Source organism: Micromonospora craniellae (assembly GCF_014764405.1).
Taxonomy (GTDB): domain Bacteria; phylum Actinomycetota; class Actinomycetes; order Mycobacteriales; family Micromonosporaceae; genus Micromonospora; species Micromonospora craniellae.
Map to the genome: position 1 here is coordinate 1,287,618 of NZ_CP061725.1, position 16,386 is coordinate 1,304,003.

The following is a 16,386-nucleotide window of genomic DNA, read 5'->3' on the forward strand; positions in this document are numbered from 1 at the left end:
TCGATGACGTCGACACGGTCACGTTGTCGGTGTCACGTCATCGGTAACCAAAATGGACCGGGATCACTCCCCCGTTGGTGCCCATTGACGAAGGTGAACCCTTCGGGAAGCCTCGTGTCGGCGTTCGGGCCCCAAACCTTGCGGACGTGCCGGGCATAGTTCTCCTTCGCCTGGTCGCTGGCGCGGTACCCGTGCGGAAGCGCCCGGCAGTTGGGCGGCACCCAATGCTCGCGGGTGCGCTCCCGCAGCGCCGCGTGTCGCTGTTGCGCCGCGGCGTAGTCGGCGTGCTGGCGGGCCGACTGGCTGGGCCACCACACGAACGTGTCCGGTCCACCGCTTCCCGGCTTGTCGGCACGTCCCGGGTTCGGTTCACAGGTGAGCTTGCCGGCGTCGACAAGACGTTCACAGGTGTAGATCACCTGCCACATCAGCGGCGGGTTGTCGAAGTCTGCGCCGAACAGGACGCCGAGCAATTGTTTGCCGGTCAGCCTGCGGGAGCCGAACGTGCCCTCGATGCCGTGACGGCGAAACGCGGCGAGGATCAGCCGCCGCAGCGGGTCGATCCCCTGGTATTTCGCCGGCACCGTCGGCGGTGCCGGTTCGTCGTCTGCGTCCGGCTTGGTGCCGTCAGTCAACTCGGGTGCCGGGTCGGGGTCGAGGTCGATTCCAAGGGCGGTGGCAAGCAGTCGATGGTCGGAGTCCCAGCGGAACTCGTCACCGTAGGGCAGCGGCCGTTCGAGCAACGTCGTCGTAGCGGCCAGTCTGCGGGCGCCGCGGGCGAGCGAGACCATGACCTTGATCCCCGGGTAGAACGACAGCGGCCAAGCGACGCCGGTCAGCGCCCCGTCGCCGTGTTCGACCGTGTGGATCCTCTCGTCGTCGGCGAGGTCGTCGCCGTCGTGGTGCAGTTCGATGACGAGGGCGCCGTCGGCGAGCATGGCGGCGATCCGGTCAGGTACCGGCAGGGTGTCGTTGTCGAGGTGGATTGGTCGCAGCGCGACGGTGTACACGGCGATGTTGTCGTCGAGGTGTTCGACAACGACCTCGTCTCCGGCGGGTTCTTCTGTCTCGGTGTCGTCCGGTTCCGGGTGGGTCGTGTCGGGGTCCGGACCGGGTTCCCGCTGATCTGTGCGGGTGCCGGTGATCGCTTCGGTGTCGTCAGTCGGCTGCTGGATATCGGCCGGATCGGTCGCGCCGGTACCGTCATCGGTGCTCTGGGACGGCGGCTGTGACTGGTGGTAGCCGAGCCCGAGGGGTCGTAGCGGGTCGACGTCGCGCAGGTCCGCTGGGACCGGGGACGGTTGCGCCAGCCACACACCGCCCACCTGCCACGGGTCGTCGACGCGCAGGTGGACTCCGTTCGGCTGCAACCCGTCGACGGCTGCCGTGGCGTGATCGGCGACGGCGAGGTTGGCGTGCACGACCGCTTCGGCGGCCGCGGTAAGCTCGAACGGGTCGACGTCGACGTCTCCCGGGTCGGTGGCGAACACCTCGTCGACTCTGCCGGCCAGCAACGGCCACACACCGGTGAACCGTGGTCCGGTCCCCGACCGTGCGATGGTGTGGACCAGGTCGTCGAGGTCTTCCCCGCCCAGCAGGCCAGGGTCTTCCCGCCGCTGGTGGTACCGGTCGACCGGGGTGGCGTAGCCGCCCCATCGACGCAGGTGCGGTGCGACGTCCAGCAGTTTGTCGATCGTGTGCAGCGCCGTCTGCAACGCTACGGCGAGGGTGTCGTCGTCGTGCGGGTTGATCAGCAGACCGCCGAGCGGGCCACCGACCAGTAGTGGTTTGCCGGCGGTGAGCAGATGGTGGGCATACAGGGCGACGTCGTCGAGGCCGGCCAGACGAGGACCGGGGTAGCAGACCTGTCCTGTCAGGTGTCCGCGCTCGTCGAGGAGCACACCGCGCTGGCGCAGCCGGTGAAGTTCGGTGCGTTCCCGGGGTGTGAGTGGTGCGCCGAACGCTTCCGGGTCGACGATCACCCGTTCCGACCGGCAGCCGGTGTCGTCGAGGACCGCCGGTGCTCCGGACAGGCGTGCAGGGACCCACCCGTCCGGGTGGACGCCGTCGGCGGTGCCGAACCGGGCGACGACCTCTGCCCACAGCGACTGCTGACCCCGTTCGATGCGCACGAACGTGCCGACGGGCAGCGCCGGCGGCGTCGCGGCATCGGTGGTCAGCCGCACGAACATTTCGGGGTCGAGGACGGCGGCCTGGTAACCACGGGCCTGGGGGTCGAAGCCGAAGTGCAGCGCGTTGAACGCGGTGGTGGTGTGTAGCGGCGCCCGGCGAACGTGGGCGACCTGCTCGAGGTAGGCGATGACGGCCGCGCGTACCGCGTCGGGGATGTCGTCGACCTCGCGTAGCAGGTCGTCGGTGAACAGCGGTTCGTCGTCGAACGGTCGCCATGTCGGTGTCGCGGTCATCGTCATCGGGCGGCTCCTGCCTGCCGCGCCGCGGCGCGGGCGTTGTCACGGTCGACGTGCCGGCGAAGCCGCCAGACCCGGCCGCCGTCGGTCAGGACCGCCTCGCCGGTGGCTTCGAGCCGGGCGAGCGCGTCGGTGACGTGGGTGAGCTTCATGCCGGGGTCGACGCCGCGCAGCCGGTGGTAGAGCAGCTGCGGCCACAGCGGTCGCAGTCGACCGGAGCGGCTGTCGCGGTAGGCTTCGTCGCCGCGCAGGACCCGGTGCAGCATCCCGGCGGTCAGCCCGTGGAAGTTGTCCCACAGCAGCGCCCGCAGGTACCGGTCGACCGCCGCCTGGTATGGCGCGCCGTCACGGTCGGCGGCCGGCCGCGGCCGCGGGGTGTTCAACGCGTTCAGCAGCGCCGGTGTCGGTGTGGTGTCGGCGCTCGACGACCAGCAGGTGGAGCAGCGGCACGCGGCGGTGCTGCAGGTGCCGTCGGGTACCGACCGCCCAGGCTGACCGAAGTACTCGGCGAAGCCGACGTTGGCGCACCGGGCCTGCTCGGCGTACCAGTCCCGCAGCGCGGTGAGTTCGGTGTTCAACCGGGCCCGGTGGGCGTTCATCCGGGTGGCGAAGTCAGCGGGCAGCCGGCCGGTCCGGTCGAGCATTCGCACCGAGACCAGGGTCTGGGCGTTGCCGGCCTGGGAGACGTCGACGACGCCGAGGTCGTGCAGGGTCGCCAGCAGCGCCCAAGTGCCGGCGACGTCGTCGGCGAGGCCGTCGTAGCCGGTCACGGCTGCGGCGAGCTGTTGGTGGACGTCGGTGAGCTGGTGACGTCCCGGCCGGGTCGCGGCGAGCTGCTGCAAGACCGCGGCCGCGTCGGCGAGGGTGTCGTCGCAGCGGATCGGATCGTCGAGCGGGGTCAGCGTGACCGTCGCCGGGAAGTCGCCGCCGTCGTCGACCGTTCCGGCCGCGTCGAGAGCGGCGAGCGCCCGGATCACCGTGGTGCGGTACATCGTCATCGTCGCCGGTTTGCGGGCGTCGTCGAGCGACATCCACCCGGCGTCGACCTCCTCGCCGATAACGATGTCGGCGACGTGGTCGGGATTGAGCACTCCGCTGCCCCGGGCGGCGGCCACGACCGCGTTCCCGATGCGCTGCAAGGTCGGGTTCGCCAGACCTTGCGAGATCATCCACGCGACGGTCCGGAAACCACGGCCGGTGCCTAGGGCGAGCCCGTACGACGGTGCGGTGATCTCCGCGGGGTCACAGCCAGCCTGGTCACGGCCGGCGCGGCCGAGTTGCTGGTACAGCCCGGCGAGGTCGGTGGGTGGGGAGACCACGAACACGCAGCGGATGTCGCCACGGTTGACCCCGAGACCGAACGCGCTGGTCGCCACGATCAGCAGCGGAACGTACCCCTCCTCCCCCTTCTTGGGCGCGTCGCGGAACTCGGTGAGGGCCGCCGCTTTCTCCGCCTCCGACAGCCGGCCGTGGAAGCGGCGCACCCGCCGGGTTTCGCCCTCCCCCACGAACTCGCGCAGGTGCGCGTACAGCGTGTCGACCTCCCGGACGGTTAGGCAGTAGAAGATCGCATGGTCGTCGCAGGCGGAGGTGACCGTTTCGGCGAGCCCAGCGACGACGTTCGGACCGGCGGCCCGGAACGCCCGCCGGTAGATCGCAAGTTCGGGCCGTAGCGGGTCCGCGGTGACGGTGACAAGACGTTCACCGGCGGACGGGGTCTCGGGCAGACCGAACAGGCCGCTGCGCAGCCCGGCGCGCACCCCACGGTTGGCGGTGGCGGTGACCGCGGTGACCCGGACGCCGTGCCGGTCGCGCAGCTCAGTCAGCAGACCGGCGGCGCGGCGGAAGCTGGGGCGGAAGTCGTCGCCCCACTGCACGAACGTGTGAGCCTCATCAACGGCGACCCGCCGCAGCTGCCCGTTGGCTGCCCCGGTGCGCAGCAGCTGCTGGAACCGCCGGTTGCCCAGCCGTTCCGGGGAGATGTAGACCAACTTGATGCCGTGGTCGTGGACACTGGTGAGCTGTTCAGCGACCTCCGTCTTGCCGCGGCGGCTGTTGGATTCGGCCATCGGCCCGACGAGGGCACGGACGGCGCCGCCGACGCTGGCGTTGAGTTCGAGGGCCTGGTCGGCCATCAACGCCACGAGCGGTGACACGACGACGGTGACGCCGGTCAACGCGAGCGCGGGCAGCTGGAACGTGTAGGACTTGCCGAAACCGGTCGGCAGCAGCGCGAGCACGTCAGCGTTGTCGGCGACCGCGCGGATCACCTGCTCCTGCTGGTCGCGCAGCTGCAGTGGGACGTCGGAGAACCGCAGGTACCCGGCGATCTGGGAGCAGCGTTCGACGAGCAGGTCACCCAGTTTGCCTTCGGCACGGGCAGTGGTTTCGGTGTCGTCGTCGATGCGGGCGGCGAGAATCTTTCGGGTGGCCGGCAGCAGGGTGTGTTCAGCTAGCGCATCAGCGGTGCACAGCTCGTCGGCCCGCGCGGCAGTGATCTTTCCGCAGTCGGCGAGGAACCGCCAGATCCGCTCCCAGCCGTCAGCCATCGTCGTCAGGTTCCCACCGGCGGCCTCCCCCGTGTCGGGGTCGGCGACCAGCAGCCCGGGGTCGAGCGACTCGAGGAACACCCGCCGGTAGCTTCGCCGAAGCGCGGTCTGGCCGGCGAGTTTGCGGTCGCTGATGATCACGACACCGCGGTGGTGGGCTGACCGGATCAGCCGGCCGACGGCCTGCCGCAGATCCATCGCCGCTAAGGGCAGGTAGTACGACTCGGTCGCGACCCGGTCCGGGTCCGGATGGCCGGTGTCAGCGGCCCGGCGGGCGACCGCGGCGCGGCGGGCGGCGACGACCGGATCGGCGAACGGCGCGAATGGCAGCTTGTTGATCCACACCAGCGACAGCCGCTCGGCGGGAAAGTCGACCCCCTGCCACATCCCGCGGGTCGCGACGCAGAACCCTCCGGTTTCGGTGAACGCCCGCGCCGCCCGCGCGTTGCCGAGGATCGGGGCGACCGCGACCGGGACGTCCGGCGCGACCGCGGGCAGTTCGGCGAGCAGCCGTTCGGAGATCGCCGACGCCGCCCGTGTCGACGTGGTCAGCACCAGCGCACCACCGGTGAACGCACCGGTGGCCGCGCTGCCGTAATCACCGGCGGTTTCCGGGCGGGTGACCTCTCGGGCGTAGCCGGTGAGGTGGTGGGCGACGGTGCGGACCGCACCGTCGGCCTGCTCCGCCCAGCTGGGGAAGTCGGTCAGACACACCAGCCTCGCCTGGGAGGCGAGGTCGAACGGGCCGGGCAGGTAGTGGGCGTCGACGTCGGATCCCAGTCCGAGCCGACTGCGGATGTAGTCCCATCGGCCGGACACCTGCAGCGTCGCCGACACGTAGAAGATCCGGTCGAACCTCGACCGGGCGAGCCTCCACTGCGGGTCGTGGGCCAGTTCGATCGGCGCGGACGTCACGGTGAACGCGTACCGGCGGGCGGAGACACTCAGGCCTTCCAGCTCCAGTTCGGTGGCGAACACGACCCGGTTCGACACCACCGGCGCCAATGCGGAGTCGTCCGGCGTGAGGTCCGGCCCAGCATCGTCAGCGCCGACCTCGCCGAGGCGCTCCTCGAGCGGGTCCATCGGCGCTTCGGTCTCCCCCGACTCATGGTCGTCGGCGCCCGGAGCGTCGTCCCCACCGCTGCCGGCAGCTTGGTCGGCTGGCGTGCCCGGCTGCCCAGCAGCGTTCCCTGCGTCGGGGCGGGGAGGGTCGAGGATGGCATGGGCATCGGTGACGATCTGGTCGGCTGCTTCGGCCAGGGTGCACACCCTGCTGGCAAGCGACGTCGCCCGTTCCCGTTCCCACCACGACGCCGCCTGCATCTGCTCCGATCCGAGGTGACCGGACAGTTGCCGGTAGACGAGCCCGGCGACGACGGCAAGGCGTTCCACCCGGGCGAGCAGCTGCCGCGCCGAGGCGCTGCCGCCGAGCCCACCGAACGGGCTCGCCAGGGTCGCCGCGCGATTGCCCGGCTCTCCGCCGGCGGCGTCGAACACCGCCTGCGCGGCCCGTGGCATCACCTCAGTGTCGAGCATCGCCTCCAGGTCGGCGATCTGCTCCCCCAGCGCTGCCGGTTCCCCGCGCTGGCTGGCAAACCAGCGACGCAGCTCGGCAACGAGGTTCTCCACCGCCCGATAGTCCACCTCGGCGCTGGCGGCTCCTGTCGCGGCGTGTTCGAGGGAGTGCGACTCGTCGACGACGAGCAGGGTGTCGTCGGCGAACGCGTCCGGGTTGCTCAGCAGCAGCGCATGGTTGGCGACGACGAGGCGATTGTTGGCCAGCGCTTCGCCGACGGTGTCGGTCATATGGGCAAGCGGCGACGCGGAGCCGGGCCCGTAGTCGTCGGACTCCTGGCTCACACTGCCCAGCCACAACCCCAGCAGCGGGCCGGCTGTCGTCGAGATGTACTCGGCGAGGAAGATCGGAATGTCGGCGGTGTCGACACTTCGTGCCACCCACGCCTGCTGCGCCGATGTCGCGGTGGCCAGCCGCTGGACCAGGTACACCAGCAGCTCCCGGTAGCCCGGGTGGGCGGCGAACCGGTTCCGGCGATCCCGGCGGCTTGCTCCGGCGGCCACGGCGACCGCGTCGGTGAGCGCGGCGACGAGTGCCCGCAGTGAAAGCCGGTTGCGTTTACCTTTCACCAGGTCGGCGACGTCGTCGAGGCCGGGCACGACCATGGCGAGCCGGGTGATGTCGGCGGCTAGCTGGGTCTGCAGCTGTTTGGTGAACGTCGCCAGGACCACCCGTCGGCGGGAGTTGCTGGCGAGCCAGTCGAGGGCGGTGGCGAGAACCGCGAGGCTCTTACCAGTTCCCGTCGGTGCTTCACACAGCGCATCCCGGCCAGCGTCGACCTGGCGGGCCAGGAGTTCGGCCATGTGCTGCTGCGCCGGCCGGCGTTCGACCGAACCGTGCGCGGCCGCCAGGGCGAGTGCGTGCGGGTCCACGTGACCGGTGCGGTCGAACAGTCGCTCCGGCACCGTCAGGTTCTCCGGTACGGGTCGGCCACGCCGGGTTGGTTGCCGCAGGTCGCCACTGCCGAGCACGTCCGCGAGCACCTGGGCGACCGAGCCGTCGTCCGCGGCCGGCCGACCAGATGGTGCGGATAGCAGCGACGCGAGCAGGTCCCAAGCAGGTGACCCGGCACCGGCGGCGAGCAGCAGATCCCGCAACGGCCCGTCCCAGCCTGAGACGGTGTTCGCGGCGTGCCGCAGCAGCCGGGCTGTCAGGTCGGCATCGTCTGCGGCGTCGTGCCAGCTCAGCCCGGACCGGCCGACACCTACCTCGTCGGCGAGCTCCGCCAAGCGATGGGAACGGGCGGTCGGCCAGACCGCGTGGGCGAGGTACAACGCGTCGGCTCGGCGCAGCGCGCCGAACGGTGGCTGCTCAGCGCGGGTGGCCGCATCGTCGAGCATCGGAAAGTCGGCGCTGATGCCGTTGTAGGCCACGAGGACGTCCGCGTCCGTCAAGTAGTCCCGCAGATCGTGCAGCGCCTGCTCGACAGGGATCGCGTGTGCGGCGTACTGGTCGCGGACGGCCGCGGACCGCAGCTGCTCTTCCCAGTCAACGTCCGGCAGCCGCACCCAGGCGGTGAAGCGTGGTGACTCCTCGACCCAGCGCCGTTCCGACGACAACCGCACCGCACCGATCTGGTAGATACGCCGGTCCCCGTCGGGGTGATCCGCAGTGGGACGCACAACAGCTTCGACGTCGACGACGACAGCCCGGGGAACCTGCGCAGTCCCCGCCGATCGATGCCCGGACGGGTGTGGGGTTGCGGGCGCATCGGCTGCCCTGAGGATGCCGTTGTCTTCGTGAATGAGCCCAGCACTGAGTGCCGAAGCGGTGATCCTCTGAAGTCGCGCCTGCGTCATCGCCGGCCAGCGCTGCCGCGCGGCCTCGAGAACCTGGCCGCCGTTACAGGGTCCGACGTCCGAGATGAGCCGCGCGAGTTGCTCCTCGCGGCTCCCTGCTCCGTCCGTTGTGCCGTTCCTTCCGTCCGTTCGGCACACCGCCCCGGCGTGCGGCGTTGACACCTGCTCGTCTATCGCACGTTCCGATTCGTCCTATCAACCCTGCATGCGACTGCCACCGTGGCCGCTCAACTCCTGCAGGGCACTTAGTACGAGCAGCCACCGTTGGAGATCTTGCTGGTGAGGTGACATCTACAGCGACTGATGCGCTGCCGATCACGATGAGTGCGTACTGTAACGAGACTGCACGGTTCGCGGGGAGGGGCTGCAGGACCGAAGTTGTGTCGGGAAGAAGACAAACAGGACGTACGCATCGCCGATGAACCGCAAGCGCCCGGCTCGAGACACGTCGGCGTCCTACAAGGATCGCCTCGTGGCATCCGTCTAACTGCAGACGTGCTTCGGAACGATCCGCGACGTGAACGACCCGGCCCAGTCCTCGGGGGACCTGGCTGCCGACCGGACACCGCGAACCCGGCTCGGCAAATCGGCTATCCCAACAGCCACGGATGACAAGCGGGGACTTCGGTCGGGCTACCGACAGAAATTTGCATTGCTTCGAGACGCAGTCGGCCTTCTCAAGTCAGAATTCCGATCGCGGTTCAAGCTCCCTCTGGGCAGGCAGCACAAATGCCAGTTCGAAGATCAAGACGGAGTTGACCTTTCGGATGGGTTGAGGACTCCAATTGCATACGTGAGCACGCGGGCCCACATCGGCCGCCTAATACGGATACGCTTCGCATATGTATCGGGCTGTCTGGTTGTCATACCGATGCGGTCCAATGGAAGTCACCCCGCCTTGCCTACGTCTCACTCACGCGGAGTGCACATATGATCGATGCACCTTCAGACCCGTCATGGCTGCCCATCCCGCGGGTTGCTGTTGCGCAGCTCGCAAGCGGGATCCTCGAGTACGCCCAGCAGACCGCATCGGGTGACGCGTTCCGGCTGCCGTACCCGGCAAACCTGCAGCTCGCGCTGGACCGGCTGACCCTGCTCGCCTGGCATCAGGGCGCGCCCGCGCCGGCCAGCGTGGTGGAGCTGCTTCAGCTTGCACAGGAGCCGTTCAGCGACTGGAAGATCGACCTCACCGGCACCGACGTCGACCCTGACGAGGCGCTGCTCATCTACGGCCGCCCGACGGCGGCCTGCGAGGAACTCGGCAGCCTCCGTGGGGATGTCGAAGGCGAGATCCGCGAGAACGCGCTGTTGCGGGCGGTGATGGACAAGTCCCGGGCCCACAACGCACCGCAGTCCTACATCGCGTTCCGCGAGCTCCTGATCCGACAGCCGGCGATCGCGGCGATGGAGCTCGACGCACGGCTGGCCGATCCTGACTTGGCGCTGCTGGCGGATGAGGTGCGGCAGGCGTACGTGGAGGCACCACCGGAGGCGATGGCGGATGGCGTGATCCGGACCTGCGGCGGGTGCAGCGGTCTTCGATTGCCACTGGATGACGACCGGACCTGGGTCTGCGAGGACGAGACCTGCCCGGCACCCGGTACGACCGGGACGGACCACCCCGCCAGCGAGGGCGTGTGGTGGTTGCGGCGTGAGCTCCGCACCTTCATCACCGCACCGGGTCGTGCAGAGCTGCGCATCGCCGACGCGATCGGGAAGCTCGGCGTATCGGTGGCGTTGTGGCCGGACTTCGACGCGTGCGACATCGCGGTCTTCGCGGAACGACCGTGGGTCGCCGACATCAAGGCCTGGCGCAACCCGGTACGGCTGGCCCGACGGCTGCGGGAGCGGCTGTTCACCGTGTCGCCCGAGGCGGAGAGGGCCTATGTCGTCATCGGCCAGGAGCAGGTCAAGGCACATCCGCGGTACGTGGCACGGCTGCGGAAGGCGTGCCCCCAGGTGCGGCCGGGCCAGCGAATCGTGGCGGTCTCCGAGGCGGAGTTCATCGGTGCCGTGAAGCGGCGGGTGGAGGCCGAGGCATGAGGCATATCAACACCATCCGCAACCGCTTCACCCGCGCACTGCGCGGCCACTACACCCCGACCGGCGACCAGCCTTCACCCTCCCGGCTGATGGACACCGAACTGTGCCTGTATCTGCTGGAAACAGTCGCCGCCGACCAGGCCGCCAGCGGAGTACCCGCGTTGCTCGACGGCTACCGGGCGCTGTGGGACTCGGTGCCGCGCCCACCAGCCGACGCGGCGGTCCGGCTCGCCAACGCGCGAGCCCTGCTGTGGCGCAGCCAACGCCCCTACGGGTGGGACGAGTTGCTGCGGGCTTACCGGTCTGCCCCTGAGACAGTGCGGGGTTACCACCTGGACTCGCTCGGCCGACCGGTACGCCGGCAGTGCAGCGTGGCGACCAACCGGTGGGACTGGTACGAGCAGCTACTCACCGAGCCCTTGCCCTTCGCCACCACCGGCGTCCGGTTCGCCGCACCCGGCCGATACCGCATGAGCTCCACGGCGCGTGGTCACGGCCTGACCGTGCCGGACAACCTCCCACCCGCGCCGACTCCGGCTCTGCATGACCTGGCCGTCCGGACGCGTGCACCGATCGAGGTCACGTGGCAGGAGTTGGTGGAGACCGCCCGAGGTATGGACGCCGCCGATCTGCAGGCCGGACGTTCCTCTCACCGGTGGGAGGAACGCCTGCAGGACATCACGCTGCAGGTCCGGCTGGCCGAGGACACCTTCGGCGACGCCACGACCCTTTGCATCGACCGGGTCCTGCACATGGTCGGCATGGTCAGCGTCGGCAAGAGCACCCTCGTGGCGATCCTGGCGACCTGGGCAGCGCAGCACGGCCTCCGGGTGACGATCGTGGTCGGCGACAACTCGGCAGCCCTACGCATGGCGCACGAGCTGTCCTGGTACGACGGCGTGGTGGCGGCGCCGGTCATGGGGCAGAACCGCACTCGGCATGCGGAACGGCTGCATCGGCTCCAGCCGCCGGCCCCCGGCCGGCTTCTACCCCTCGAGCCGTACGGGTTCGACCTGGTCAGCACGGCCTGCCCGCTCGATGCGGTCCGAGACAAGGCCACCCCACTTGAGGTACGCGAGGCGCCCTGCCAGCACCTGATCGAGACGGATCCGGACGCGCCGGTGGATGGCTGGCGGGACGGGGCACGGCGCACCTGTCCCCTGTGGCATCGATGCCAGCGGCATGAGGCCGCGCGCCGGCTGGTCACGGCGAACGTGTGGATCGCGACGCCGTGGAGTCTTGTGCACACCCCTGTGCCCGGACCGTTGAGCCACGAGCAGCTGCGGTACCTGGAGGCGGCGTGGCGGCGCAGCGACCTGATCCTGGTCGACGAGGCAGACCAGGTGCAGGCAAACCTCGATGAGATGTTCGCCAGCGCCCAGGTACTGCTTGGCCCCAGCCAGGAAGCGTGGATCGACGAGATCGGGGCGCGGGTGGCGGAAAAGTTGCGTGCAACCGGCCGCGCACCGGTCAGTTCCCGGCAGATCCGGCGGTTCACCACGGCACTGAACCAGGCTCGATCCGCAGCAGACATCATCTACCAACTGCTGCAACGAGACCGGGTTCGCGCCGGCAAGCCGGTATTGAACTGGCTCGACCCCGACTACTTCACCGCATGGACCCTGTTCAATAGCCTTGCTCAGGACTGGGCCGGCTACGCCGCGGCAAAGGGCCGCAGGCCGGACCCCGGCTGGGACAACGATGAGCTCTACAAGCTGCTGCGCGAGCAGTTCAACGCCTTCATCGACGACCCGACCAGAGCATCCGGCGAGGTCGCCGGGGGTCTAGCCACCTTGGCCGAGGCGCAACTGTCCGACACCGAAGAGGAGACGCGGGAAGACGCCGTCCGGCAGTGGCTGACCGAGCTGAGCGATCGAGAGCTGGTCGAAGGTAGGAAGATCGCACCAGCGGAGCTCGACCGCAACGTGTGGCGGCTGGAGCTGGCGGTCGCCGTAGCGGTGATGGCTCACCGGCTCAACCTCATGCTCGCTATCTGGCCGGAAGTCGCGGCCGAGCTGGACATGTTCGACACGCTTCCGGCGGAGGTACGCCGCCCGCCCAGCGACCTCGCCGTCGCGGTACCCGAGTCCCCGATGGGCAACGTACTGGGCTTCCAGTACGTCGAGGACGAGACCGACCGCCGTGATGGCCAGCTGGGCGAGTTCCGGTTTTTCCGCTACACGGGCGTAGGGCGGGCCCTGTTGGTTGGCCTGCCCGACCTATTTCCCGCCGACGGGCCGGGCCCGAACGTACTGCTGTTGTCCGGGACCAGCTGGGCCGGAACCTCGCCTCGCTACCACATTGATGTGCCGGTCGAAGCGATCCTGCGCCCGTCACCGCAAAAACTCGCCGCCATCTCCGAGACCACATTCGCCCTGGACATCCAGCACCAAGGCGAACGGAGTACACCGATCTGGGTGTCCGGCCGCTACGGGGAGGAACGCACGAGCGCCCTGCGGCAGATGGTCGCAGCCCTAACCCAGCCCGGCGCGGGTCCCGGGCGACCGAACCGCCTGGAGCGGGAACGAGCCGCCCTGCCGCCCGGCCGGCAGAAGGTCATGCTGCTGGTCGGCAGTTACGCCGAGGCCCGCACCGTCACCAACGAGCTACTTCGGCGCAAGGCCTCCTGGGAGGGGCAGGTGCGCTGCCTCATCGGCGACGACGAGTTGGAAACTGGCTGGGACGACGGCCACTTGCTGCGCCGCGGTGACGTCGCGGACTTCGGCACCGACAACGCGTGGCTGCTGGTCGCCCCCATCCTGGCCGTCGAGCGCGGGCACAACATCCTCAACAACGACGGCGTGGCCGCCATCGGCGCCGCGTTCTTCCTGGTACGTCCCCACCCACGGCCGAAGGATCTCAGCTACGTCACCCAGCGGATCAACCAATACGCCCTCGAACAACTACGCCCGCACCCGCTCGACGACGACTGCCCGGCACACGAACGCCTCGCAGGTGCCGGCAGCCAGCGACGCCGAGCCGCGCAGCGCCAGTGGCGGCGGCTGCTGCACGCCCTGGTCGCCTACAGCCAGCTCGGCACGGACGAACGCCAACGCGTGGCCTGGACCCAACTCGTAACCATCTGGCAGGTCGTCGGCAGGCTTCTACGCGGCGGCCAAGCCGCGAAGGTCTACTTCTGCGACGCCGCCTTCGCACCGGTCACCGCACGCAGAAGCGACACCGACACCGACCTCGACGACGCCAGCACCAGCCTGCTGCACGGCATGCGCGAGGTGCTCACCCCGTACTTCGAACCCACCGGCGCCAACACCGATCGGCACCTGGTCCAGGCGCTCTACCAACCTCTGTACCGCGCACTCACCAACATGGGAGACCACTGAATGGCACCCCGCTACGACGACCTCGCTGTCACCGTCCTGCGTCTCGATCCCGAAGCCCCGATCCAGCGCACCTACCACCTCATGCGGTTCCCAGGCCGCTGGAAGGAGCCGTTGCGCCGGCTCGCCCAGGCGCAGCGCGGCGGCGACGTCGCCAGCATCCCGATCGCCTCACTCAACGACGCGATCACCGCCCTCGTCCCCGACTGCGTCGTCACGCTTCCGTACGCCGGACGTGGCGACGACGACCAGGAGTGGCTGCTCGCATACCGCGCGGTGAACCCGGCGGCCATCTTCAACCTGGTCGCGGCGTGGGTACGCGCGCAGAAGGGCACCCCGGAGCAGATCTCCCTGACCCTGTCCCAGCTGCACGCAAGCCACCTCACCTGGTCGCCGGTTCACCTCAACCTGACCGGGCCGGAAGATCGACAGCGCGCCATGCGCCTGCTCCCGATGGAGATCGCGGCGACGTTGTCTCGCCCGGGCGCGACTTGCCCGCATAACGAGTTGCGGTTCCTGCGTTGTCCGAGCGCCGACGGCACGGAGATCATGTCCTGGCCGCCGGAGCGGATCGAGGACCAGACCCCGTTCTCGGTCAAGATCGGCGTCAGCGTGCAGACCCTGCCCACCAGTGATGAGCTGCTGGTCTATCTGTCGTACGGGGTGCGGCGCTGGATGCCCGTGCGGGGCAAGCTCGCCTTCGACCACGGCCACTCGGTGTACCTGGCGCCGACCGTGCCGTATCTGGCCGGCCTGGAGAACTCTCGTCACTTCGGCACGGCGCGGATCAAGCAGGTCAAGGTGACTGAGAGGGACGGCTCAAGCAGCTATGGGCCACGCTGGGACGACGCCCTCGCGAGGGTACTGAAGAAAGCCGGTTGTCTCAATCGCCTGCCCGACCCGCAGCAGCTGGTCGACAAGCCACTGGACTACCTGCAGCGCCACGGCGACGCAGCTGCGCTGGTCTACAGCACTGGCATGCTGTCGGCTGAGAAGGTCAGCGCCGGGCTGTCGGTCGCCGATCGCCAGCCGCTGATGGACTGGGTCATCAACGAGCTCACCCCACACCTCCGTCCGGCCACGGCGCTCCCCCGCGAAAAGTGCACTGTGTACAAAGGGCTTGGCGGCATCAGCGGAAGTCGGGTTTCGGCCACCTATCTCAATGAGATCGTCGGGCCGCGCCTGGACATCGAGTTGCTCACCGACACCGACCGCGCCACACAATACGCCCTCGACCGGCTCGCCACCCGTCTCGGTGTCCCGATGCCCCGTGCCGAGCAGCTTGACGAGGCCGGATCTCACGTCGACCTTGGCGCGGTAACCATCGGGATTCGGCGGCTGGCAGCACCCACGATCCGCGCCGACCTTGACCGGGTCGGACGCCGGCCCCAGGCCGCGGTGGAGGCCCGCATCGCGCACATCGCCGACACGCTCGGCCAGGCGGCAAACCCGACAATCGCCCTGGTCGAGATCGCCCACCCCGACGCGTATCAGGGCCGGCAACGCGGCGACGATCCCAAGTTCGCCATCCGGCATGGCCTGCTGCGGACGGGACGGCTCAGCCAGTTCGTCACCCCGGTTGCCGAGCCGAAGCGTCCCCCTCGTGCCCATGAGGGCAGGGAGCCCTCTGACCCGAACCGAGAGCGGTTCGCCGCCGCCGTCGATGATCTGTTCCGGCAGCTCGGCGTACGCCCCGAACCGCTGCCTGGGCCGGCGCGGAATACCCTGCTCCGGCAGCCTGCCCTCCTGGCCATCTGGATGATTCGCCAGAACAAGGGACGCGTCTGGGGGCTCGCGCGACAGGTCCCGGTCGCTGTGCTCGTCAACCCCACCGGTCAGCATGTGCAAGTCCGTGCGCCCAAGGTGCCCTGGCAGCCTCTGCATACCGGGCTCGTGGACATCGGTAAGCAGTACGTCAACGTGGACCTCAAGTGCGGCCCCGACGACGTGGTCCGGTTCGCCAGGGACGTCATTGATGAGGCCACCAGCGCTTTCCCCGACACCCTGCTGCTCACCCATGCGCAGAACCTGCGCGGCGTCTGGAACACCCTCACCAATGGCCGTATCCAGCTCGACAGCCTCGGCTTCGGCGCCGCTGAACCTCAGCCGATCAGCAAGCTGTCCGGCCTGCGCCATGTGCGCGTTCGCACTGCCGAAGGTGGCGAGACGCCGGAGTGCTACGGCGTGACCGATGATGGCACAGGCCAGCCCAAGGGTCTGTGGCGCTTCCTGGTCCCTCGGGTGTACGGCAGCACTACGGGCAAACCCAGCACGCACTCCGGGGCGTTGAAGGGCGTGTCGAAACTGGTCCCCGGCGAGCACAACGGCAAGCTCACTGCCCCGAAGCCAAAGGCCCAGGTGTGGAACCCGCAGTTCATCGAGCTACTTGTGGCGGGACTTCAGGATGGCGACCAGCCCGAGCACTGGGCGGCGCTGGCGCACGAGCTGCGGGATGCAGCACCGTACGTCCGGGGCACCACCGTTCTGCCATGGCCGCTTCATCTCGCGGAGCAGATCGAGGAGTACCTTCTGCCAACCAAGATCACTGACCTCGGTTCGCAAGAGGTTCTCGGGGACGAGTAGGGGCCGTGGCCTCCCTGGCCCTCTCTGGGCGAGGGAGGCCACGACCGCGAGCATCTGCCGCTGGGCCCG

Annotated in this window: 5 protein-coding genes; 3 read left to right on the forward strand and 2 right to left on the reverse strand. The window is 69.2% G+C overall.

Annotated elements, in window-relative coordinates:
* Positions 1-32: 32 nt before the first annotated feature.
* Positions 33-2,432, reverse strand: a complete 2,400-nt coding sequence (locus ID554_RS05865) for a hypothetical protein (RefSeq protein WP_117230556.1) — start codon at positions 2,430-2,432, stop codon at positions 33-35.
* On the reverse strand, positions 2,429-8,353 hold the full coding sequence (locus ID554_RS05870; RefSeq protein WP_223884449.1) for a DEAD/DEAH box helicase: 5,925 nt from the start codon (positions 8,351-8,353) through the stop codon (positions 2,429-2,431). The genes ID554_RS05865 and ID554_RS05870 overlap by 4 nt, the downstream gene beginning before the upstream one ends.
* A gap of 930 nt (positions 8,354-9,283) precedes the next feature.
* Between ID554_RS05870 and ID554_RS05875 the strand changes: the two genes are divergently transcribed.
* From ID554_RS05875 to ID554_RS05885, 3 genes are read left to right on the forward strand one after another with little or no spacing between them, the layout of a single operon-like run.
* Positions 9,284-10,396 (forward strand): pPIWI_RE_Y domain-containing protein, encoded by a 1,113-nt coding sequence (locus tag ID554_RS05875; RefSeq protein ID WP_117230554.1) that lies wholly within the window; start codon positions 9,284-9,286, stop codon positions 10,394-10,396.
* Positions 10,393-13,737 carry a pPIWI_RE_Z domain-containing protein gene (locus ID554_RS05880; protein ID WP_117230553.1) on the forward strand — a complete coding sequence of 1,115 codons (3,345 nt, stop codon included), beginning with the start codon at positions 10,393-10,395 and terminating at the stop codon, positions 13,735-13,737. Before ID554_RS05875 ends, ID554_RS05880 begins: the two co-directional genes overlap by 4 nt.
* The gene (locus ID554_RS05885; RefSeq protein WP_117230552.1) at positions 13,738-16,317 is read left to right on the forward strand and encodes a pPIWI_RE module domain-containing protein; all 2,580 of its coding nucleotides are present in this window, start codon (positions 13,738-13,740) and stop codon (positions 16,315-16,317) included.
* Positions 16,318-16,386: the final 69 nt, after the last annotated feature.

Excerpts from the sequence above, each read along its gene's own strand:
- ID554_RS05875 (WP_117230554.1), top strand. The coding sequence starts at position 9,284 with ATGATCGATGCACCTTCAGACCCGTCATGGCTGCCCATCCCGCGGGTT.
- ID554_RS05880 (WP_117230553.1), top strand. The coding sequence starts at position 10,393 with ATGAGGCATATCAACACCATCCGCAACCGCTTCACCCGCGCACTGCGC.
- ID554_RS05870 (WP_223884449.1), bottom strand. The coding sequence starts at position 8,353 with ATGACGCAGGCGCGACTTCAGAGGATCACCGCTTCGGCACTCAGTGCT.
- ID554_RS05865 (WP_117230556.1), bottom strand. The coding sequence starts at position 2,432 with ATGACGATGACCGCGACACCGACATGGCGACCGTTCGACGACGAACCG.
- ID554_RS05885 (WP_117230552.1), top strand. The coding sequence starts at position 13,738 with ATGGCACCCCGCTACGACGACCTCGCTGTCACCGTCCTGCGTCTCGAT.